The sequence below is a fragment of the Massilia sp. KIM genome (assembly GCF_002007115.1).
GTDB lineage: Bacteria > Pseudomonadota > Gammaproteobacteria > Burkholderiales > Burkholderiaceae_D > Telluria.
Window position 1 is genome coordinate 1,042,173 of the sequence record NZ_MVAD01000001.1, and the last position, 22,566, is coordinate 1,064,738.

Genomic DNA, 22,566 nt, shown 5'->3' on the forward strand with positions numbered 1-22,566 from the left:
ATCAGCGTCCCAGGCTAGGGCGTTTCGGGTCGTAGACCCAATCCGGCACCAGGTAGCGCATCGCCATGGCGTCGTCGCGCGCCCCGCCGGCGACCCGCTTGTACAGGTCGTGGGCGTCGGCGATGCGCTCCATGTCGGGCTCGATGCCCAGGCCCGGGCGTTCCGGCACCGCGACCTGGCCGTCCTCGATGCGCAGCGGCTCGCGGGTCAGGCGCTCGCGCCCCTCCTGCCAGATCCAGTGGGTGTCGATCGCCGTGATGGCGCCCGGCGCGGCCGCCGCGCAATGGGTGAACATCGCCAGCGACACGTCGAAGTGGTTGTTCGAGTGCGAACCCCAGGTCAGGCCCCAGTCGTGGCAGAGCTGGGCCAGGCGTACGGAACCGTGCATGGTCCAGAAGTGCGGGTCGGCCAGCGGGATGTCGACCGCGCCCAGCAGGTGCGCGTGACCCATCTGGCGCCAGTCGGTGGCGACCATGTTGGTGGCGGTGCGGATGCCGGTGGCGCGCTTGAACTCGGCCATGATCTCGCGCCCGGAATAGCCTTTCTCCGGGCCGCAGGGGTCTTCCGCGTAGGCCAGCAGATGGCCCTGGCCGCGGCAGGCCGCGATCGCCTCGGCGAGCGACCAGGCGGCGTTCGGGTCGAGCGTCACGCGCGCCTGCGGGAAGCGGCGCTTGATTTCCGCGACCGCGGCGATTTCCTCCTCGGCCCGCATCACGCCGCCCTTGAGCTTGAAGTCGCGGAATCCGTAGCGCTCGACCGCCGCCGCGGCCTGCTCGCCGATCGCCTCGGGTGTCAAGGCTTCCTGGTTGCGCAAGCGGTACCAGCCCTCGCGGCCGGCGTCATCGTCGTAGGGCAGGTCGGTGCGGCCACGGTCGCCGATGTAGAACAGGTAGGCCAGCACCGGCACGTGGCTGCGCTGCTGGCCCGCGCCCAGCAGTTCGCACAGCGGCAGGCCGAGGTGCTGGCCGAGCAGGTCGAGCAGGGCCGCCTCGACCGCCGTCACCACGTTCTCGAGCCGCAGGTTGATCTCGTGCGGCTGGGTCATGACGGCCGCCTCCTGGCTCGAGGTGACCCGGTGGCTGGGACCGGAAAGGCTGGCGCGCAGCCGGTTCAGGGTCTGGTGGTGGCGTGCGATCTCGGTTCCAGTGACCAGCGGGACCAGCTTCTGCAGGGCCAGCAGGATGCCGTTCGAGCCCGGCACTTCGCCCATGCCGGTGTTGCCCGCGCTGTCCTTGAGCAGCACCAGGATGCGGGTGAAGTAGGGCGCGTGGGCGCCGCACAGGTTGAGCAGCATGCTGTCGCGGCCGGCGACCGGGATCACCTGCATCTCGACGACGGTGGGACTGGTGGCGCGCTTCACAGGGATCATCGATGGACTCCGGTCTGGCGGTGGCGGTGGCGGTGACGGAAACGGGGCGCGGCGTTCAACCGTGTCCCGGGGCGTAGGGGAAGCTGAGCGAGCGGTAGTGCTCGAGCGGCTGCGCGGGCGGGCGCACGCCGGCGGGCAGGGGCAGGCCGGAGGCCTGCTGGAAGTAGGCGAGGCAGGCGTCGCGCCACCACTGCGCCTCGCGGTGCTGCTGGGCCAGGCGCTGCGCCACTTCCTCGAAGCGCTCGGCATCGACCAGCGGCCGCAGGCGCTGCCACTCGGCCTGCATGGCCGCCACCTCGGCCACGCCATGGTCGTAGCGGGCCACCAGCTCCTCCCACAGGGTGCGCCCGGAGGCCATGCGATGGTCCCAGGGCAGGCGGTGGAACCAGAGCAGCAGCGAAGGCGGGGTGGTGGCCGGCGAGGCGAAGCGGCGCGCCACTTCGGGCGCGTACTGGGCCACCGCATTGCTGCCGCGCGGACCGCGGTCGAAGCCGATGCCGTCGCGGCCGGCGCGGTGGTAGTAGACCGGATTCCAGTCGGCGCGCTCCAGGTTGTCGACCCAGGGCGCGGGGCCGTGGTGATGGCCGGTGCCCATCAGGTGGTGCAGGCCGAGCGGCGTCATGTAGTCCACCACCGCTTCGCGCGAGCGCATCATGATGTCGGTCACCGGATCGAGCAGGCGACGGTCCGGCGAGAAGGTCTGGGCCGCCCATTCGCGCGCGATGGCGCGGCTGTCCAGGCCCTGGTCCCAGGCCAGGCGCCCGAAGGCGTACCAGTTGGCCTGGTCGAAGGTGGAACCGCTCCAGTTGCGGCTGCTGCCGATGTTGGCCACGCCGGCGATGCCGCCCACGCGTCCGGCCTGTTCGCCGCGCACCACCTGGGCCACGCTCAGGCTGCGCCCTCCGATGCGGGTGTCGAAGCCCAGGGTCTCCTGGAACATCGGTCCCAGGTAGGCGAGGTGGGTGGCGAAGCCGAGGTACTCCTTGGTGATCTGGAATTCCATCATCAGCGGCGTGCGCGGCATCGCCCCGAACAGCGGATGGGCCGGTTCGCGCGGCTGGAAGTCGATCGCGCCGTTCTTCACCTGCACCAGCACGTTCTTGTCGAACTTGCCGTCCAGCGGCTGGAACTGGGCGTAAGCCTCGGTGGCGCGGTCGTGGATCGCGCCGGGGGCGTCCTTGCCCTTGCTGGCCGCCCTGGCTTCTTCCGGCGAGGCGTAGACGAATGCGCGCCACATCACGATGCCCTGGTGCGGGGCCAGCGCGCGCGCCAGCATGTTGGCGCCGTCGGCGTGGTTGCGGCCGTAGTCCTGGGGCCCGGGCTGGCCTTCCGAGTTGGCCTTGACCAGGAAGCCGCCGAAGTCGGGAATGCTGCGGTAGATCTCGTCGGCCTTGCGTTTCCACCAGGCGGCGACCTCGGGGTCGAGCGGATCGGCGCTCCGGGTTTCCTTCAGTTCGAGCGGGGTCGACCAGCGCACCGACAGGTAGACCTTGATTCCATAGGGGCGCAGGAGGCCGGCGACGGCGGCGGCCTTGGCGATGAAGGGCGCGCCCAGCACTTCGGCCTTGGCGTTGACGTTGTTCAGCACCGTCCCGTTGATGCCGAGCGAGGCATTGGCGCGCGCATAGTCGAGGTAGCGCGGATCGAGGATGCCCGGCAGTTCCCACCAGTTCCAGATCGACTCGCCAGCGTAGCCGCGTTCCACGCTGCGGTCGAGGTTGTCCCAGTGGTTCAGCACCCGCAGCGGCAGGGTGGGGCGGGAGGCGAGGGCGATGCCCTCGGCCGGCGTTCCGAGCTGGAGCTGGCGCAGCCAGGCGAAACTGCCGTACAGGAGGCCGATGTCGGCATTGGCGGCGACCAGGGTGACCGGCACGCCGTTCAGGCGCGCGCGCCGCACCAGGTAGCCTTCGTTCCCGAGCTGGCGCAGGGCTGCGCGCACGGCGGGGGCGTCGTCCAGCGCGGCCGGCAGGTCGGCGCCGCGCGCCAGCACCAGGGTGTTCGCGCGGGCCTGCGGGACGAGGGCAAGCTCCCGGCCGAGCAGGCCCTGGAGGCCACGGCGCAACTCGGCGCGCGCCGCCTCCACGGTGGGGCTGGTCACGCCGACGGCCAGGATGGAGTCGGGAACATGCGCGCGTTGCGCGTCCGGCAGGGGGCGGTAACGCAGCCACAGCTGGTACCCGTCTTCCGCCACGGCGCCCATCGGAATGCAAGCCACAGCCAGCACCAGGGCGGCGCGCAGCCACCTGAGAAGTCCTCGCATGTCGTCTCCAGTATTTTTGTTACGGGACCACGTCGAGGTGATACCCGCTGCGACGGATGTTAGCGCGAACTTTACGAATTTGAAAGCTTTTTCTAGGGACAAGCTGGGGGCGGGACGGCGACTTTGTGTGATGGTTGTGGTAAGGTCAGTGTATTAAGATTGCGCAATCACATCCAAAAGGCCAGCACGTGAAGAAAAATAAGATCGACGCCTTCCAGGGAGCATCCGGGCGGCGCGCCGCGCCGACCATGGTCGATGTCGCAGCGCTGGCCGGGGTGTCGGCGATGACGGTCTCGCGCGTCATGAACGGCAAGGGCCTGGTGAGCGAGAGCACGCGCCGCAAGGTGGCCGAGGCCGTGGCCGCGCTGAAGTACGCGCCCAACCAGGAGGCGCGCAATCTCGCCGGTTCCAAGCCGATCCGGATCGGCTTCGTGTACAGCAATCCTAGCGCGGCCTACCTGAGCGAGTTCCTGGTCGGCCTGCTGGCCACCTCGGGCCTGAACAACGTCCAGCTGGTGGTGGAGAAATGCGACGCCGACGCGGCCGGCACGGCCCTGGCCAGCCAGCTGGTCGGGAGCGGCCTGGACGGCGTCCTCCTGCCGCCGCCCCTGTGCGACAACGGCACGGTGCTCGCGGCCATCAAGGAGGCGGGCGTCCCGGCGGTGCTGGTGGCTTGCGGGCTGCCCGATGCCTTGCTGGGCGCGATCAGCATCGACGACTACGAGGCCGCCCACCGCATGACCCGCCACCTGATCGCGCTCGGGCACCAGCGCATCGGCTTCGTGGCCGGCCACCCGAACCAGACCGCCAGCGCGCGCCGCTACGAGGGCTACCGCGCGGCGATCGCGGAGAAGGGCGCCGATGCGGCCGAGGAACTGGTGGTGCAGGGCCTGTTCACCTACCGCTCGGGACTGGACGCGGCCGAACAGCTGCTCTCGCTGCCCGAGCGCCCGAGCGCCATCTTCTGCAGCAACGACGACATGGCCGCCGCCACGGTGGCCGTGGCCCACCGGCTGGGCCTGGACGTGCCCGGCGACCTGACCGTCACCGGCTTCGACGACACGCCCCTGGCCACCACCATCTGGCCGGAACTGACCACGGTGCGCCAGCCGATCGCCGGCATGGCCCGCGAGGCGGTCCTGGCGCTGGTGCGGCGGGTGCGCAGCCTGCGCGACAGCGAACCGGCCAAGCCGGAACACCTGCGCATGGATTTCGAGCTGGTGCGCCGCCAGTCCGACGCCGCGCCGCGGGTGCGTCCGCCGACGCTGCGCCGGCTCGGCTAAGGCCGGCCTGAGATCGATGCGGCCCAACGCGGGCCAATGCGGCCGCGCGCGGAGAGCCCGGCCCTGATTGTGTCGATTCCTTATTTATTCGTTGACAAGCCACATTTTCGCGACTTAGACTCGGATGGTTGCGTTACCATTTTTCGTAGAAAAAATGTTCGTAACATCGTGGTGAATACGACAATAACGAGGAGACAGGCATGCAATATCAGGACGTCAACGTACGGCCGTGCATCCGGGCCGGCGGTCGCATCATTCAACTCACCCTGCTCGCCTCGCTGGTTCCGGCGGCGTGGGCCCAGCAGGCAAGCGAGCTCACGCCGGTCCAGACCGTGACGGTGACTGGCTACCGCGGCAGCCTTGAATCCTCGGCGCGCGACAAGAAGGAAGCGACCGGCTTCCAGGATTCGATCTTCGCCGAGGACCTCGGCAAATTCCCCGATACGAACATCGCCGAGTCGCTCAACCGCATTCCCGGCGTGCAGGTGTCGCGCGAGATCAGCGGCGAGGGCGTGAACGTCCAGATCCGCGGCCTTGGCACCAGCTTCACTAAGATCCTGCTTAACGGCGCCCCGGTCGCGGTGGCTTCGACCGGCAGCACCGACAGCCAGAACACCAACCGCGAGGTCGACCTCGACCTGCTGCCCACCGACCTGTTCACCAAGCTCACGGTCAGCAAGAGCCCGAGCGCCTCCCTGCTCGAAGGCGGCGCGGCCGGCGTGGTGGACATGCGCAGCGCGCGCCCCTTCGACCGCAAGGGCAGCTATACCGCCGTCAACCTGGGCGGCACCCGCAATGCCGTGGCCAAGAAGTGGGGCAACCGCGGCTCGGTCCTGGCCTCGAAGACCTGGGACAACACCTGGGGCATCCTGGGCGGCGTCGCCTGGAGCAAGTCCAAGGTCCTGACCACCGGCTACGAGACCATCGGCTTCACCAACCCCAACCTGAGCGCGGCCCAGAACCCCAGCCCGACCCGCAACAACACCGGCGGCGGCAATTTCAGCATCCCGGCCACGGTGCCCAGCAACGCCGGCAACGGCTTGAGCCCGGGCGCGCCCATCGACCAGGCCTTCCTGCTCGCGCAGAACCCCGGCCTGTCCATCCAGCAGATCGACAACGCCCTGATTCCGCGCCTCGGGCGCGGGATGGCGCAGTACGGCGACAAGGACAAGGTCACTGCGATCCTGTCGGGCGAGTTCCGCCCGAACGCGGACCTGCACTTCTACGTCGACACGATGTACAGCGAGAAGGACAACGACCTGCAGCGCATCGACACCGCCTGGATCGGCCGCAACGGCGCCGTCATTCCGCTCAACATGAAGGTCGACCGCAGCGACTGCGCGGCCGGCTGCGTGGTGGAGAGCGGCACCTTCGCCAACGCCCAGTTCTTCGCCGAGTACCGGCCCTATCTCGAGGACGTGCGCCTGAAGGGCATCAACCCGGGCATGGAATGGCACATCGGCGACAAGCTCAAGCTCAACGCCCAGCTGAACTACACCAAGTCCGAGTTCACCCGCGAATCGCCGACCGTGCTGCCGGTGACCGCGCCGAATTCGGGCACCACCGTCACCTTCACCAATGGCGCGGTGCCGACCATCGCCAGCTCGCGCGACGTCAGCAACCCGGCCAGCTTCCTGCTCGACACCTCGGCGGGCGGGCGCGTCAACCTGCAGCAGGAAAAGCGCGAGACCAGCACCAAGGGCCTGCGCACCGACCTGAGCTGGGGCGATCGCGACTTCAAGCTCACGGGCGGCTATGCCTACGACGACATACTGCGCCGCATCACCGCGCGCGACAACTCGACCGCCTGGCAGAACCTGATCTGCGGCGGCGTCGCCAACTGCCAGGGCGCGGGCACGGTCGGCGCCCGGGTCGGCGAATACCTGACCCGCGGCCCCAACGGCCTGATCGCAGTGGACTGGGCGCGTTTCGCGGCCGACACCAACTACGCCCAGCTGCTGGCCGAGGCGCCGATCACCGGTGCCTCCAACACCGGCGCCTCCACCGGCTTCATCCAGGAAAAGACCCACGGCGCCTTCCTGCAGGTCGACGGCACGACCCAGCTCGCCGGACGCCAGTTGCGCTACAACGCAGGCGTGCGCTACGTGCGGACCGAGCAGAGCGTCGGCGCCTACAACTCGGTGGCCGACCCGCGCAACGCCAACCTGCCGGCCGGCACGCCGCCCTTCCCGAACGTGAACCAGTGGGTCTACGTCGACAAGACCTACAACAATACGCTGCCTTCGGCCAGCGCCGCCCTTGACCTGGCCAAGGACCTGGTGCTGCGCGCCTCGGCTTCGCGTACCATGACCCGGGCCAATCCGGACGCCCTGCGTCCCGGCATCAACTTCTCCAACCCCTCGGCCGATATCGGCAGCCTGGGCGCCCCCAACCTGGAGCCCTACCTGTCGGATAACCTGGACCTGGGCCTGGAGTGGTACACCGGACGCGAAGGCTATATCGCGGCGACGGTGTTCCAGAAAAAGCTGAACGGCTTCACCGTGAACCAGAGCACCACGCAGCCTTTCTCCAGCCTGGCCCAGTACGGCGTGACCTATGCCAGCCTGACACCGACCCAGCAGCAGGCGCTCGATACCCGCGGCGGCCCGGACCAGGCCACCGTGGTGATGACCGCCCAGCGCAACGCCGGCGGCAAGCTGAAGATCACCGGCCTGGAGCTGGGCTGGGTGCAGCCGCTCGACCGCCTGCTGCCGTGGCGCGGCTTCGGCTTCTCCGAGACCCTGACCCTGATCGACCAGAAAGCCAGCGGCGAGGGCACCCAGGGCTTCGTCGCGCTCGGCGTGCCGAAGCGCAGCAACAACTTCCAGTTCTATTACGAGAACCGCGGCTTCATGGCGCGCCTTTCGCACACCTACTCGGAGGGCAGCCAGGTGTCGGGCCTGAACCAGAACGGCATCGCCTCGGCGGCGCTGTTCAGCGACGACTTCAAGCAGCTTGATTTCTCGTCCAGCCTCGACCTGGCCAGCCTGCTCGACCGCGACGGCCTGCCGACCCTGACCTTCGACGTGGTCAACCTGACCGACACCGTGCGCCGCACCTATTTCCAGTTCCCGAACGCGACCTTCAACAGCTACAAGCCGGGACGGACGCTCGCGATCGGCCTGCGCGGGAGGTTCTGAGCGGCGCGGCGCCTTTCGCCGCGGCGGACAAGCTGCGGCGGATAACACGCCCCGGCGCCTGGCGGCGCGGGGGCACATGACAACACCACAAGGAGACGTAGCAGATGGGTATCAAGCGCAGGGAATTCTTGGCCTCGGTCGGCGGCATGGCCGGCATGGCAGGCGTGGCGGGCGTGCCGTTCGCGGCGACGGCCGCCGCCGCTCCGGGCAAACCGGAGGCCAACGCCGTCTACAAGCAGGCAAGGGCGCCGATCGCTGCGCGGGTCGAGGACCTGCTGGGGCGCATGACCCTCGAGGAGAAGGTCGGGCAATTGCTGTGCGTGTGGCAGAAGAAGGCCGCGATCCAGAACGAGGACACCAGTTTTTCGGGCGCCAAGGCGGCCGCCGCCTATCCGCACGGCTTCGGCATGCTGGGACGCCCGTCGGACCGGCGGGTCGGCAAGGCCAGCGCGGCCGGCGACGCCGGCGAGGTGGAGAACCGCGGCCCGCGCGAAACCGCCGACTACGTCAACGCGGTGCAGAAGTGGGCGGTCGAGGGCACCCGGCTCGGCATCCCGGTGCTGATGCACGAGGAAGCCCTGCACGGCTACACGGCGCGCGAGGCGACCAACTTCCCACAGGCGATCGGCCTTGCGTCCAGCTTCGACCCGGGACTGGTGACCGAGGTGTGCGCGGTGGCGGCGCGCGAGATGCGCGCGCGTGGCGCCCACCTGGCGCTGGCGCCGGTGGTCGACGTGGCGCGCGACCCGCGCTGGGGCCGCATCGAGGAGACCTATGGCGAGGATCCGCACCTGGCCGGCGAGATGGGTAAGGCGGCGGTGCTCGGCTTCTCCGGCGACACGCTGCCGCTGGCCAGGGACAAGGTCTACGCGACCCTCAAGCATATGACCGGCCACGGCCAGCCCGAGAGCGGCACCAACATCGGCCCGGCCAACGTCGGCGAGCGCGCGCTGCGCGAGATCTTCTTCCCGCCCTTCGAGAAGCTGATCCGCGAAACCAAGATCGCCGCCGTCATGCCCTCGTATAACGAGATCGACGGCCTGCCTTCGCACGCCAACCGCTGGCTGCTGACCGAGGTGCTGCGCAAGGAATGGGGCTTCGACGGCATCACCGTGTCCGACTACATGGGGGTGGCGGAGCTGGTGTCGCGCCACGGCCTGGCCGGCAGCCCCAAGGAAGCGGCGCTGCAGGCCTTCAAGGCCGGCGTCGACATCGAGACGCCGGATCCGCTGGGCTACCCGAGCCTGGTCGAGCTGGTGCGCGAGAACCGCGTCGCCATGCAGGAGATCGACGCCTGCGTGCGCCGCGTGCTGAGGCTGAAGTTCGAAGCCGGCCTGTTCGAGCAGCCCTATGCCGACGCCGCCGGGGCCGCCGCCCGCACCGCGACCCCGGAATCGATCGCGCTGGCGCGCAAGGCGGCCCAGCGCAGCGCCGTGCTGCTCAAGAACGACAAGGGTCTGCTGCCGCTGCAGCCGGCCAAGGTGGGCAAGATGCTGCTGATCGGGACCCACGCCAGGGACACGCCGATCGGCGGCTATTCGGACATCCCGCGCCGCGTGGTCTCGGTCTACGATGGCTTGCAGGAGGAGGCGCGGGCCCAGGGCTTTTCGCTGTCCTACTCGGAAGGCGTGCGCCTGACCGAGGAGCGGATCTGGGGCCAGGACGAGATCAGGTTCACCAAGCCGGAAGTCAATGCGCGCCTGATCGCCGAGGCGGTCAAGGCGGCCGCCTCGGCCGACACCATCGTCATGGTCCTGGGCGATAACGAGCAGACCGCGCGCGAGGCCTGGGCCGACAACCACCTCGGCGACCGCATCACGCTCGACCTGATCGGCCAGCAGAACGACCTGGCGCGCGCCATCTTCGCCCTCAACAAGCCGACCGTGGTGGTGCTGCTGAACGGGCGTCCGCTGTCGGCCAATCTGCTGGCCGAGCGCGCCGACGCCCTGCTCGAGTGCTGGTACCTGGGCCAGGAGACCGGGCACGCGGTGGCCGACCTGCTGTTCGGCCGCGCCAACCCGGGCGGCAAGCTGCCGGTGACGATCGCGCGCGACCCGGGCCAGCTGCCGATGTTCTACAACCGCAAGCCGAGCTCGCGCCGCGGCTACATCGACGGCCCTGCGACGCCGCTGTACCCCTTCGGCTACGGGTTGTCCTACACCCGCTTCGAGCTCTCGGAACCGACGCTGGAGCAGGCGCGCATCGCGCCGAACGGCAGCACCAGGGTAAGGGTCCAGGTGCGCAACGTGGGCAAGCTGCGCGGCGACGAGGTGGTGCAGATGTACATCCGCGACGACGTCAGCTCGGTCACCCGTCCGCTGCTGGAGCTGAAAGGCTTCCAGCGCGTCAGCCTGGCGCCGGGCGAGACGCGCACGGTGGTGTTCACGATCACGCCGGCCGACCTGCAGTTCTATAACGCGGACATGAAGCGGGTCGTGGAGCGCGGCAGCTTCACCGTGTTCACGGGCCCGAACAGCGTGGACCTCAAGAAGACCACGCTGACGGTTGTCTGAGCGCAAGCGGCGCCTTCCCACGGCTCTGCAACAAGGCAGAGCCGGCCCTCTTCCTGCCGACGGTGAAGGGGCGCCGGGGCCGGCCACGGGCCCCCGACCTGGTGTAGAGTAGTTTGCGCCGCCGGGTATCCGGAGCTCGCACAGGGAAGGGGGCTGGCAATGCTGACGCAAGAGACCAAGGACATCGTCAAGGCCACGGCGCCGGTCCTCGCCGCACACGGTGTCGACATCATCCGGCACTTCTACCGCAGCCTGCTGTCCGCCCATCCCGAACTGAAGAACGTGTTCAACATGCGCCACCAGGAGCGCGGCGAGCAGCAGGAAGCCCTGGCGCGCGCGGTGTACGCCTATGCGGCCAACATCGAGGATCCGTCCAGCCTGGCGGCGGTGCTGGAGGGGATCGCCAACAAGCACGCCAGCCTGGACGTGCGGCCGGAGCAGTACCCGATCGTCGGCGAGCATTTGCTGGCCTCGATCAAGGCCGTGCTGGGCGTGGCGGCGACCGATGCGATCATCGGCGCCTGGGCCCAGGCCTACGGCGAACTGGCCGACATCCTCATCGCGCGCGAGCGCACCCTGCGCGCGCAGCGGGGCGAGGTCTCGGGCGGCTGGGTCGGCTGGCGCGACTTCATCGTCACCGCCAAACAGGCCGAGAGCGAAGTCATCACCTCCTTCGTGCTGGACCCGGCCGACGGCGGCGCGCTGGCCGATTTCGAGCCCGGACAATACATCAGCCTCAGGATCGCGGTGCCGCGCCTCGGCCTGCAGCAGATCCGCCAGTACAGCCTGTCGGACGCCCCGAACGGGCGCAGCTATCGAATCTCGGTCAAGCGCGAGGAGGGCGCCGTGCCGGAGGAGAAGGGCTATGTCTCGACCCTGCTGCACGACGAGGTCGGGGTGGGCGACCGCCTCCAGCTCGCGCCGCCCTACGGCAACTTCTTCATCGACGTCAACGCCAGCACGCCGGTGGTCCTGATCAGCGGCGGGGTCGGCCTCACGCCCATGATCAGCATGCTCAACCGGGTGCTGCAGTCGCCGGGACGCGAGATCGTGTTCGTCCATGGGGCGCGCAACAGCGGGGTGCACGCGATGAAGGACCACCTGCGCGCGACCGCGGCGCGCCATCCGAACTTCAAGGTCATCATCTTCTACGACCAGCCGCTGCCGCGCGACCAGGCGGGCAGGGATTTCGACTACGCCGGCATGGTCGACCTCGACACCGTGGCCGACGCCATCCTGCGGCCCGACGCCGACTATTACATCTGCGGTCCGATTCCTTTCATGCGCAAGCAGCACGACGCCTTGACTGCGCGCGGCATCCCGGAGACCCGGGTGCATTACGAGGTGTTCGGCCCGGACCTGTTCGCGCAGTGAAACCGGCCACGCCCGCCGGCCACGGTCCTGCTCAGAGCGGGCGCACCCAGACGTTGCGGAAACTGACGGCGTCGCCGTGGTCCTGCAGCTTGATCGGCGCCGGGCCGTGCTTGCGGTAGGACGGCTTGCCCACATACAGGGTCTCGCCCGGCAGGGCGACGTGGTGCTGGACCAGCACCCCGTTGTGCAGCGCCGTGACGTAGGCGGGCGAGAGCAGGGCGCCGTCGGCGGCGAAGCGCGGCGCAGTCCAGATCACGTCGTAGCTCTGCCACTGGCCGGGGGCGGCGCAGGCGTTGACCAGCGGGATGTGCTGCTTGTAGATGCTGGCGGCCTGTCCGTTGGCATAGGTCTTGTTGTCGGCGCAGTCGAGGATCTGGAGCTCGTAGCCGCTGCCCTTGCCGGTCGAGGCGAGGAACAGGCCGCTGTTGCCCCTGGCCTGGCCGGCGCCGGCGAGCGTGGTGGGCGCCCGCCATTCGAGGTGGAGCTGGTAGTCGGTGAACAGGCGCCGGGTCTGGATGTCGCCACTGCCGCCGCGCACGCTGAACGCGCCATCGGCGACGGTCCAGCCGGCGGGCTTGTCGGGCGCGTCCGCCGAGACCCATTCGCGCAAGTCCTTGCCGTCGAAGAGCACGATCGCGTCCGAGGGGGCGGACGCCGGTCCGCCGGGGACCACCCGCTTCGGTTCCGGCGACCACACCTCGGTCGCCGCCGGGTCCTGGACGGGCTGCTGCTGGGCGAGGGCGCCCAAAGCCAGGCTTGCGGCGCATGCCGCCACACAGGTTTTTGCAATCATCGTCGAACCATCCTCATCCAAGAGAGGGGAGCAGCATAGCATGCGGTCCGTACAGGCCGGCATGGGCCCTGATCAGCTGGACCGGCGGCCGGAACGGGGCCGCCGGGGGCGGCGCATGTGCGCAGAGGCAGCATGTCGAGCGCTGACCTACCCAGAGTGAATGAGCCGCGCCAGTCCCGTTGCGCATTTCCCCGCTAAACTGCGTCCCGGACAGCGAATCCTTGCCTGCGCCGTCAATGTTGCGATTAAGATATGTGGTTAAACCACATGACAGCCCTGTCAAGGGCGCAACCGGGGCACGCAATGTCGACGCACACCCAGCAACGCATGCATCTGCTGTTCCTGACCGCGGTCTGCGGACTCGGGGGACTCCTGTACGGGATCGACATCGGCATCATCGATCCCGCCTTGCCTTACCTGCACCGGGCCACCAGCCTGAGCGAAGCCCAGCTCTCGCTGGTGGTGGCGGCCGTGATGGGCGGCTCCATCCTGGGGTCGGTGGTGGCCGGCATGCTGGCGGACTGGCTGGGGCGCCGGCCGATGATGGTGGTCAGCGCGCTGCTCTTCGTCGGCAGCGTGGCCGTGATCTACCTGTCGCAGTCCTTCGTCCCGCTGATGCTCGGGCGCCTGCTGCAGGGCCTGAGCGGCGGCGTGATCGCGGTGGTGGTGCCGCTCTACATGGCCGAGTGCCTGCCGGCCGACCAGCGCGGACGCGGCCTCGCTTTGTTCCAGTTCGCGCTCACCGCCGGCATCGTGCTGGCCGCCTTCATCGGCAACCACTACCTGGGCAACGCCGAGCTGGCGATCCAGGCCGCCGGCAACGACGCCGTGGCGGTGGCGGCCGCCGCCGACCGGGCCTGGCGCAGCATGTTCCTCGCGGTGCTCTACCCGGGCAGCCTGTTCCTGCTCGGTTGCCTGTTCGTCGCCGAATCGCCGCGCTGGCTGATGCGGCGCGGGCGCGACAGCCAGGCGGCGGCCGTGCTGGCGAAACTGCGCCCGGCCGACCAGTCGCAGGCCGAGCTGGCCGAGATCCGGGCCGCCCTGGCGGAAGAACAAAGCCGGCCCAGGCCGGGACGCGTGGCCGCCCTGGCCGAGATGCTGACCGAACGCCGCTACGTGCTGCCCTTCGTGCTGGCCTGCGTGATCCTGGGCTGCAACCAGGCCACCGGCATCAACTCGATCCTCCAGTTCATGTCGACCATCCTGCAGCACGCCGGCCTCGATCCGGTGAGCGCGGCTGGCTACGGGACGGCGATCAAGATCCTCAACATGGTGATGACGGTCTTCGCCATCATGTTGGTCGAGCGCAAAGGCAGGGTATTCCTGCTCAAGATCGGCACCGCCGGCATCATGGTCTCGCTCTGCCTGCTGGCGCTGCTGTTCCACCGCTTCGAGTCGCAGCGGGTCGACGTGCGCGCCGAGGTCAGCGCGCTGGTGCGCGGCAATGCGCTCGACCTGAACCTGCTGGACGCGCGCTTCGCGCAGTCCGCAAGGGGGCCGGTGCAACTGACCGTGCTCTACCAGTTCGGCGACAAGCAGCAGGTGGCCGAAGCCTATACGCCCACGCCGGAGGCCAAGGCCGTGCTGGCGCGCGAGCAGGCGCTGGTGCGCAGCCTGCCGGGCGAGCAGCAGGCCTTGCTGGCGCGGGCCAGGGACGCCTGGGCCGGGCGCGGCGACCCGGCGGCGGCGGAGGCGGCGCTGCCGCTGATCGCCGGCCTCGCGCCCGAGGCGCGCGCCACCCTCGACGCCGCGCGCCGCGTCCACCTGTCCCAGCGCATCGCGATCAAGGCCGATGGCTTGACGGGCGCGCCGCTCGAGATCGTGCGCGCGAGCGTGACGCCGATCCCCGACAAGGACAGCGGGCTGCTGGCGGCCCTGTGCATCGCCGGCTTCATCGCCGCGTTCTCGATCGGCCCCGGCGTGTGCGTCTGGCTGGCCTTGTCGGAGCTGATGCCGACCCGGATCCGCTCGGTGGGCATGGGCGTGGCCCTCCTGATCAACCAGGGCACCGGCACGCTGATCGCCGGCGCCTTCCTGCCCATCGTCGGCAATTACGGCTTCCACATGATGTTCCTGTTCTGGGCCGCCTGCACCGCGGTGTACTTCATCACGGCCGCCTTCTTCCTGCCGGAGACCAAGGGCAAGTCGCTGGAAGAGATCGAACGGGTATTCGCGCGTCCGGGCGCGGCCGGGCGCGGCCGGGTGCGCACAGGGAGAGGGATGTGACGAACAAGACGATGTCGCGGGGCGCGAGCGCGCTGCTCTTCATGGCGGCGCTGGCTGCGCCCCTGGCTGCGGCCAGTGCCGTGGCGCAGGGCGTCGCGGACCCCGCCAGGCTGCAGCTGCGCTGGGAAATGCAGCGGGCGCCGGCCGGCCCGCAACTGGCCCAGGGCGGTTCGCCGGCCCGCTTCGTGCTGAGCAATGGCGACAGCCGCGCCTTGCCGGCGTCCGCATGGTCGATCTACTTCAGCGGCATCGACCGCATGCCGGCCGGCGCCCAGTCGAACGGCCTGGTGATCGAGCCGGTCGCCGGCGGCCTGTTCCGCCTGCGCCCGACGCCGGCCTTCCAGGGCCTGGCAGCGGGAGAAACGCTGGAATTCTCCTACCGCCATCCGGATTCGGTGTTCATGCCTTCGCGTTCCCCGGCCGCGCCCTATCTGGTGTACGACGCGGCGCCGGAGACGGGCGTCCCGCTGCGCTACACGGTCACGCCCTTGAGCGAGCCGCCCCAGCGCGGCAAGGTCGGCAGTCCCCATGCGGCGGTGACGCCGGAAGACACCTACTGGCGCAACGCCCGCGCCGGGCTGCTGCCCGCCGACCAGGTGCCGCCGGTCTTGCCGACGCCGCTGGAACTGCGCCCCGGCGCCGGCCGCCTGGCGCTCGCGGCCCGGCCGCGCATCGCGGCGGGACCGGCCCTGGCCACGGAAGCGGCGCTGGCGCGCTCGCTGTTCCCGGCCGGGCTGCCGGCGGGCGAGGGGCCGCCGCTGCGCCTGGCGGTCGGCAGGGTCGAGGGCCAGGATTCGCCGGAAGCCTACCGGCTCTCGGTCAGGGCCGCCGAAGGCATCGAAATCGTCGGCAACAGCGCCGCCGGCGTCGCCCATGGCCTGCACACCCTGCGCGAGCTGATGCCGCTGCCGGGCGCCGTCTCGCCGTCCCTTCCGGAACTGGAGATCGTCGACGCGCCGCGCTTCGCCTACCGCGGCTTCATGCTCGACGTCGCGCGCAACTTCCATGGCAAGGAAACGGTGTTCAAGTGGCTCGACCTGATGGCGCGCTTCAAGCTGAACAAGTTCCACTTCCACCTGACCGACGACGAGGGCTGGCGCATCGAGATCGCCGGCCTGCCGGAGCTGACCGCGATCGGCGCGGTGCGCGGCCACAGCGCCAGGCCCGGCCTGCGCCTGCCGCCGGCCTATGGGTCCGGGCCCGACCCGGTTGATGCCGCCGGCAGCGGCCATTACACGCGCGAGGACTACAAGGAGATCCTGCGCTACGCGGCCGCCCGCCACATCGAGGTGATCCCGGAAATCGAGATGCCCGGCCACGCGCGCGCCGCCGTGCAGGCGATGGAGGCGCGCTACCGCCGGCTGCAGGGGGAGGGCAGGCGCGATGCCGCGCGCTACCTGCTCAACGATCTGGAGGACCGCTCCGAGTACGTCTCCGCCCAGTACTTCAGGGACAACGTGATCAATCCGGGCCTGGAGTCGAGCTACACCTTCATCGAGCATGTGGTCAAGGAGGTGGCGGCGCTGCACCGCGAGGCCGGCGTGCCGCTCAGGACCATCCACATGGGCGGCGACGAGCTGGCCAGCGGGGCCTGGGAAAAGTCGCCCGCCAGCCTGGCCATGATGCGTAAGCAAGGCCTCAAGAGCAGCGCCGACCTGTGGGACTATTTCTACCAGCGCGTCGACGCCATCGTGCGCAAGCACGGGCTGCGGACCGCCGGGTGGGAGGAACTGGCGGCGCGCAAGACCACGCTGGACGGCGCGCCCAAGCTGATCCCCAACCCCTATTTCACCCGCCAGGGCTTCGTCGCCTATGTCTGGAACAACACCACCGGCGCCGAGGACCTGGCCTACCGGCTGGCGAACGCCGGCTACGACATCGTGCTCGCGCCGGTCACGCGCATGTACTTCGACATGGCGCGCAACCCCAACCCCGAGGAGCACGGCGTCAACTGGGGCGCCTACGTCGACCTCGACACCGTGTACGACTTCGTGCCCTTCGACCTGATGCGGGACATGCCGGAGGCCGCCCGCGCCGGCAAGGACCGCCTCACCGATTACGGCAAGCGCCGCGTCCTCGGCATCCAGGCGACGCTGTTCACGGAAGCGGTGCGCGACCCGGCACGGATCGACTACATGCTGATGCCGCGCATGCTGGCCCTGGCCGAGCGGGCCTGGGCGGCCGACCCCGGCTGGGCCACTGCCAAGGATCCGGCCAAGGCCGCCGCGCTGCACCGCGCCGCCTGGACGGGCTTCGTCAACGCCCTCGGTCAGCGGGTGCTGCCGCGCCTGGACCTGGACGGCTCAAGGGTCGCCTACCGCATCGCCCCGCCGGGACTGGTGCTGGACAAGGGCCGGGTGCTCGCCAACCACCTGCTGCCGGGGATGGTGCTGCGCTATACCAGCGACGGCAGCGATCCGACGCCCGCCAGCAAGGAGGTAGCGGGCCCGATCCTGGAGAAGGGCAGGATCCGCGTGGCCGCCTTCGACCGCAATGGCCGGCGCGGCGCGATCGCCAGCATCGACGCGCGCTGATCAGCCGGCCAGCCCGAGTTCCGTCGCCACCTGCTGGCGCAGCAGGTACTTCTGGATCTTGCCGGTCACCGTCATGGGGAAACCGGGCACGAAGCGCACGTAGCGCGGAATCTTGTAGTGCGCAATCTGGCCCTGGCAGAACTGGCGGATCTCGTCCTCGTCCGCCTGCATGCCGGGCCGCAGCACGATGCAGGCGCACAGTTCCTCGCCGTACTTCGCGTCCGGTACGCCGACGCACTGCACGTCCAGCACCTTCGGATGCCGGTACAGGAATTCCTCGACCTCGCGCGGATAGATGTTCTCGCCGCCGCGGATGACCATGTCCTTGGCGCGGCCGACGATGGCCGCGTAGCCCTGGGCGTCGATCACGGCGAGGTCGCCGGTGTGCATCCAGCCGGCGCGGTCGATGGCCTCGCGCGTCTTTTCCTCGTCGTCCCAGTAACCCAGCATCACCGAATAGCCGCGCGTGAGCAGCTCGCCCTTGACGCCGCGCGGCACGATGCGCCCGTCCGGGTCGACGATCTTGACCTCGAGGTGAGGATGGACGCGGCCGATGGTCGAGACGCGCAGATCGACAGGGTCGTCCACCGCGCTCTGGAAGCTGACCGGCGAGGTCTCGGTCATGCCATAGGCGATGGTGATCTCGGCCATGTGCATCCTGGCGATCACCCGGCTCATCACTTCGGCCGGGCAGGGCGAGCCGGCCATGATCCCGGTGCGCAGGGTCGACAGGTCGTAGCGGGCGAAGTCCGGATGGTCGAGCAGGGCGATGAACATGGTCGGCACGCCGTGCAGGCCGGTGCAGCGCTCCGCCTGCACCGTGGCCAGCACCGACTGCGGCTCGAAACCCTCGCCCGGGAAGACCATGGCCGCGCCGTGGGTCACGCAGGCGAGGTTGCCGAGCACCATGCCGAAGCAGTGGTAGAGCGGGACCGGGATGCACAGCCGGTCCGCGCTGGTGAGGCGCATCGCCTCGCCGACGAAGAAGCCGTTGTTCAGGATGTTGTGGTGGGTGAGGGTGGCGCCCTTGGGCGCGCCGGTGGTTCCGGAGGTGAACTGGATGTTGACCGGCTCGTCGAACTGCAGCGCGGCCTCGACGGCCTCAAGCCGGGCGCGCTGCGCCTCGTCCGGCGCCGCCAGCAGGCTGTCGAAGTTCAGCATCCCGGGCGTGCGTTCGGCGCCGAGCCGGATCACGTGGCGCAGCGCCGGCAGGCGCGCGCAGGCCAGCCGCCCGGGCTCGCTGGCGCCGATCTCGGGCGCCACGTCCTGCAGGATGGCGAGGTAGTCGCTGGACTTGAAGGCGGGCGAGAGGATCAGGCAGGCGCATCCCACCTTGGCCAGCACGTATTCGAGCTCGGCGCGCCGGTAGGCCGGGTTGATGTTGACCAGGACCAGCCCGGCGCGCGCGGTGGCGAACTGCGCCAGCACCCATTCCGCGCAGTTCTGCGACCAGATGCCGACCCGTTCGCCCGGCTGCAGGCCGATGGCGAGCAGACGGGCCGCCACTGCCGTCACGCGCTCGTCGAACTCGCGGTAGGTCCAGCGCACGTCCTGGTGTGGCACCACCAGGGCCTCGCGCTCGCCGTGGCGCGCGGCGACCTTCCTCAGGAAAGGGCCGATGGTGTCGCCGATCAGCGGCACATCGTGGGCGCCGTGCACATAGCTCAGGTTCTCGGGCATGTCGTCTCCTCGTTTCTTGGGAAACTCTAGCAGAACCGGCGCAGCCTCCGCCACGCGCCAGGCCGGCCGTAGCGCCATTCGTTTTGGATACTCGCCTCGTAAAGAAAACATGGACATCGCTTCTTGTTGATAATGAGTTCTCATTATTGCATAATTGGGATCCTTATCAGACAAGAGAGCTTCGACATGCCATGCACTCCTGCGCCGGCGGCGCTCGCCGCCGGTCTGTTCCTGTGCGCCCCCGGGGCGCAGGCCACCGATCCGGTCGTCGTGATGGGCGAGGTGCGGGTCAGCGCCCAGCGCGCCGGCGGGCCGCTGCGTGCTTCCAGCGTCCTGAGTTCGGTCGACGTGCTGGGCGCGGACAAGGTCGAGGACAAGAACGTCATGAACAGCTGGGAGCTGGTGGGCCAGCTGCCCGGGGTGCAGCTGACCGAGACCCGCATGGGCGCGGAATCGGGCAAGGCCAGCTTCCGCGCCTTCAACGGCGAAGGCTATATCAACGGCATCAAGGTGCTGATCGATGGGGTGCCGAGCAACGTCAACAGCGGCAACCAGCGCTTCATCGACATGATTTTTCCGCTGGAGATCGACAGCATCGAAGTGGTGCGCGGCACCAACGACCCGCGCTATGGCCTGCATAACATCGGCGGCAACATCAACTTCAACACGCGCCAGGGCGGCAACTACCTCGACGGGCGCGTCAGCGCCGGCAGCTTCGACACCCGCGAACTGCAACTGGCCGTCGGCCGCGAGCAGGACGGCTTCGCCCAGAACTACATGGTGGCAAGGCAGGACAGCCATGGCCACCGCGCGCACAGCGACTCGGGCAAGCATACGCTTGGCGCCAAATGGTTCCTGAGCTCCAGCGACCGGCGCCTCAGCGCGGGCCTGGTGCTGCGCAGCTACCGCCACCAGGCGGATGAGCCGGGCTTCCTGACCGCCGCCCAGCTGGCCGCCGACCGCGACCAGTCGCCGCCCAAGAACGCGCGGGACCGGAGCAAGCGCGAGATGCACCACGCGAGCGCCCACCTCGACTGGCAGATCGGGCCGGACGCCTTCCTGAGCAGTAAGCTCTACACCAACCGCTACCACGACGACCGCCGGGTCACCTTCACCAGCAACCCGCTCGGCACCGCGCCGCGCCAGCGCCGCCTGTGGGACGAGGACCAGCTGGGCTTCATGAGCACCCTGACCTGGCGCGTCGCCCCACGCGTCACGCTCGACGGCGGCGTGAATACCGAGCGCCAGGACAACCGCTACCGCCGCTACCGCTTCGCGTTCGCGCTGCCGACCGACTTCGGCAGCCCGGCCGCGGTCCAGAACGACGACAGCTATACCCTCAACAACCTCGGCGCCTACGCGCAGGCGGTCCTGACGCCCTTCGACTCGCTCAAGATCGTCCCCGGCTACCGCGTCGACCGCTTCACCGGCCGCAACACCTTCAACCGGACCGGCGCGAGCGCCGCGCTGCAGGACTATGGCTGGATCAGGCAGCCCAAGCTGAGCATGGTGTACAGCCCGCTGCCTGCGCTCAGCCTGTACGCCAACTGGGGACGGACCTTCCAGATCCTGACCGGCTCGGGCGGGCCGGCCTACCTGGTCCCCGGCCAGGCCGCCTATGCGCCGTCCACCAACACCGGCAAGGAGGTCGGCATCAAGTTCAAGCCCGGCGCCGCCAGCGAGCTGCGGCTGGCGCTGTGGCGCCAGGACGCCGAGGACGAGGTCGCGAACATGCCTTCCACCGGCACCACGGTGGGCCTGGGACGCACCCGGCGCGAAGGTCTCGACCTGCAATGGTCCGGGCGGGTAAGCAAGACGCTCGCGCTGTGGGCCTCGCACTCGCTGCAGAAGGCCGAGGTGGTGAGCGCCTTCGGCGCCGATGGCGCTTCGCTGGCGGGCAAGGAGGTGTTCTCGACCCCGCGCTACATCGCCAATGCCGGGGCCGAATTGCGCCTCTCGGAGCGCTGGCGCGCGGGGCTGCAGGGCAGGGCCCAGGGCAGCTACTACATCGACAACGCCAACGCGGCCGGCAAGTTCGGCGGCTTCGTCCTGTTCGACGCCAGCCTGCGCTACGCGCTGTCGGAGCGCGTGAACCTGGACCTGCAGGTGAAGAACCTGGCCGACCGGCGCTACGAATACGCCTGGTACGACAACTTCTTCTGGCCCGCCGCCGAGGCCCAGGCCATGTTCTCGCCGGGGCCGGGGCGCGCGGCCTACCTGTCGCTGAGCTTCAAGCTGTGAGCCTGGGCATGGATCCCGCCCTGGATCGCCAGCGGATCGCCGCCATCGACGCCCTGCGCGGCCTGGTCATGGTGCTCATGCTGGCCGATCACGTGCGCGAGACCTTCCTGCTGCACCTGCAGGTGGCCGATCCGATGGACGTCGTGTCCACTCCCGGCTGGCTGTTCCTCTCGCGCCTGGTCTCCCACCTGTGCGCCCCGGTGTTCGTGTTCCTCACCGGCCTGTCGGCCTGGCTGTACGCCGCGCGCCAGCCGGACGGCCCGGCCGCCGCCTCGGCTTTCCTGTTCAAGCGCGGCCTGTTCCTGGTCGTGCTCGAACTGACGGTGGTGAACTTCGCCTGGACCGCGCGCTTCCCGCCGACCGTGATCTACCTGCAGGTAATCTGGGCCATCGGCGTGTCGATGATCGTGCTGGCGGCGCTGGTGCGCCTGCCGCGCAAGGCGCTCATCGTCCTGGGCCTGCTCATCGTCGCCGGACACAACTTTCTCGATCCGCTGCACTTCGCGCCCGGCCATCCCCTGCACATGCCGTGGGCGGTGCTGCACGACCGCGGCTGGCTGGAGTTCGGCCAGACGCTGCGCGTGCGCACCTCCTACCCGGTGCTGCCCTGGATCGGCATCATCTGCCTTGGCTATGCCTGCGGTCCCTGGTTCGGCCCGGGACGCGATGCCCGTGAGCGCCGCGAGCGCCTTGCCGGCTGGGCGCTGGCGCTGCTGACGGGCTTTGGCGCGCTGCGCTGGGCCAATGTGTACGGCGACCAGCCCTGGGTGGCCGGCGCGACCGGCATCGAGACCTTGCTGAGCTTCTTCAACGTGAAGAAATATCCGCCTTCGCTCCTGTTCGCCATGCTGACCCTGAGCGTCGGCCTCGGCCTGCTGGCCTGGCTGGACGCACGCAGGGGCGTCCTGGTTCGCGGCCTCGCCGTGCTGGGATCGGCGCCGATGTTCTTCTACCTCGTGCACCTGTACGCGCTCCAGCTGCTCGCACGGGCGGCCATTGCCGCAGTTGGCGAAGATGGGGCGCGCCTGGACAGCGTCTGGCCCGTGTGGCTGCTGACGCTGGCGCTGACGCTGCTCCTGTTCCCGGCGGTGCGGGCCTTCGCCAGGCTGAAGGCGCGCCGGCGCGACCTTGCCTGGCTGAAGTACCTGTAGGC

General features: G+C 69.4%; 12 protein-coding genes. 8 read left to right on the top strand and 4 right to left on the bottom strand.

Features of this window, described 5'->3' with window-relative positions:
• Position 1: 1 nt before the first annotated feature.
• Entirely contained in the window at positions 2-1,369 is a 1,368-nt protein-coding gene (locus B0920_RS04595; protein WP_078031377.1) for an enolase C-terminal domain-like protein, read from the bottom strand.
• A gap of 55 nt (positions 1,370-1,424) precedes the next feature.
• Entirely contained in the window at positions 1,425-3,629 is a 2,205-nt protein-coding gene (locus B0920_RS04600; protein ID WP_078031378.1) for an alpha-glucuronidase family glycosyl hydrolase, read from the bottom strand.
• Between the two features lie 188 nt (positions 3,630-3,817).
• Here B0920_RS04600 and B0920_RS04605 point away from each other — a divergent pair, with 188 nt between their 5' ends.
• The 4 genes from B0920_RS04605 to hmpA all read left to right on the top strand — a co-directional run bounded on the left by B0920_RS04605 (position 3,818) and on the right by hmpA (position 11,939).
• A complete protein-coding gene (locus tag B0920_RS04605) occupies positions 3,818-4,912 on the top strand; it encodes a LacI family DNA-binding transcriptional regulator (protein WP_307188897.1) in 1,095 nt (364 codons plus the stop codon).
• A gap of 200 nt (positions 4,913-5,112) precedes the next feature.
• Positions 5,113-8,052: a TonB-dependent receptor gene (locus B0920_RS04610; RefSeq protein ID WP_078031379.1), complete on the top strand. Its 2,940-nt coding sequence runs from the start codon at positions 5,113-5,115 to the stop codon at positions 8,050-8,052.
• 104 nt (positions 8,053-8,156) lie between these two features.
• Positions 8,157-10,565, top strand: a complete 2,409-nt coding sequence (locus B0920_RS04615) for a glycoside hydrolase family 3 N-terminal domain-containing protein (RefSeq protein WP_078031380.1) — start codon at positions 8,157-8,159, stop codon at positions 10,563-10,565.
• 159 nt (positions 10,566-10,724) lie between these two features.
• Positions 10,725-11,939 (top strand): NO-inducible flavohemoprotein, encoded by a 1,215-nt coding sequence (gene hmpA / locus B0920_RS04620; protein WP_078031381.1) that lies wholly within the window; start codon positions 10,725-10,727, stop codon positions 11,937-11,939.
• Between the two features lie 31 nt (positions 11,940-11,970).
• Here the strand turns inward: hmpA and B0920_RS04625 are convergent, their stop codons facing one another.
• Positions 11,971-12,732 carry a DUF1080 domain-containing protein gene (locus B0920_RS04625; RefSeq protein WP_078031382.1) on the bottom strand — a complete coding sequence of 254 codons (762 nt, stop codon included), beginning with the start codon at positions 12,730-12,732 and terminating at the stop codon, positions 11,971-11,973.
• 303 nt (positions 12,733-13,035) lie between these two features.
• Here B0920_RS04625 and B0920_RS04630 point away from each other — a divergent pair, with 303 nt between their 5' ends.
• A complete protein-coding gene (locus B0920_RS04630; RefSeq protein WP_078031383.1) occupies positions 13,036-14,958 on the top strand; it encodes an MFS transporter in 1,923 nt (640 codons plus the stop codon).
• Positions 14,955-17,492: a family 20 glycosylhydrolase gene (locus B0920_RS04635; RefSeq protein WP_229455175.1), complete on the top strand. Its 2,538-nt coding sequence runs from the start codon at positions 14,955-14,957 to the stop codon at positions 17,490-17,492. Before B0920_RS04630 ends, B0920_RS04635 begins: the two co-directional genes overlap by 4 nt.
• Here B0920_RS04635 and B0920_RS04640 read toward each other — a convergent pair whose 3' ends face one another.
• The gene (locus B0920_RS04640) at positions 17,493-19,172 is read right to left on the bottom strand and encodes an AMP-binding protein (RefSeq protein WP_078031384.1); all 1,680 of its coding nucleotides are present in this window, start codon (positions 19,170-19,172) and stop codon (positions 17,493-17,495) included.
• Between the two features lie 186 nt (positions 19,173-19,358).
• Between B0920_RS04640 and B0920_RS04645 the strand changes: the two genes are divergently transcribed.
• Complete coding sequence (locus B0920_RS04645; protein ID WP_078031385.1) at positions 19,359-21,413, top strand: TonB-dependent receptor; 2,055 nt, start codon at positions 19,359-19,361, stop codon at positions 21,411-21,413.
• 8 nt (positions 21,414-21,421) lie between these two features.
• Positions 21,422-22,564, top strand: a complete 1,143-nt coding sequence (locus B0920_RS04650; protein WP_078033290.1) for a DUF1624 domain-containing protein — start codon at positions 21,422-21,424, stop codon at positions 22,562-22,564.
• Positions 22,565-22,566 lie beyond the last annotated feature (2 nt).

Excerpts from the sequence above, each read along its gene's own strand:
- B0920_RS04640 (WP_078031384.1), bottom strand. The coding sequence starts at position 19,172 with ATGCCCGAGAACCTGAGCTATGTGCACGGCGCCCACGATGTGCCGCTG.
- B0920_RS04650 (WP_078033290.1), top strand. The coding sequence starts at position 21,422 with ATGGATCCCGCCCTGGATCGCCAGCGGATCGCCGCCATCGACGCCCTG.
- B0920_RS04645 (WP_078031385.1), top strand. The coding sequence starts at position 19,359 with ATGCCATGCACTCCTGCGCCGGCGGCGCTCGCCGCCGGTCTGTTCCTG.
- B0920_RS04625 (WP_078031382.1), bottom strand. The coding sequence starts at position 12,732 with ATGATTGCAAAAACCTGTGTGGCGGCATGCGCCGCAAGCCTGGCTTTG.
- B0920_RS04600 (WP_078031378.1), bottom strand. The coding sequence starts at position 3,629 with ATGCGAGGACTTCTCAGGTGGCTGCGCGCCGCCCTGGTGCTGGCTGTG.
- B0920_RS04610 (WP_078031379.1), top strand. The coding sequence starts at position 5,113 with ATGCAATATCAGGACGTCAACGTACGGCCGTGCATCCGGGCCGGCGGT.
- hmpA (WP_078031381.1), top strand. The coding sequence starts at position 10,725 with ATGCTGACGCAAGAGACCAAGGACATCGTCAAGGCCACGGCGCCGGTC.
- B0920_RS04630 (WP_078031383.1), top strand. The coding sequence starts at position 13,036 with ATGTCGACGCACACCCAGCAACGCATGCATCTGCTGTTCCTGACCGCG.
- B0920_RS04615 (WP_078031380.1), top strand. The coding sequence starts at position 8,157 with ATGGGTATCAAGCGCAGGGAATTCTTGGCCTCGGTCGGCGGCATGGCC.
- B0920_RS04595 (WP_078031377.1), bottom strand. The coding sequence starts at position 1,369 with ATGATCCCTGTGAAGCGCGCCACCAGTCCCACCGTCGTCGAGATGCAG.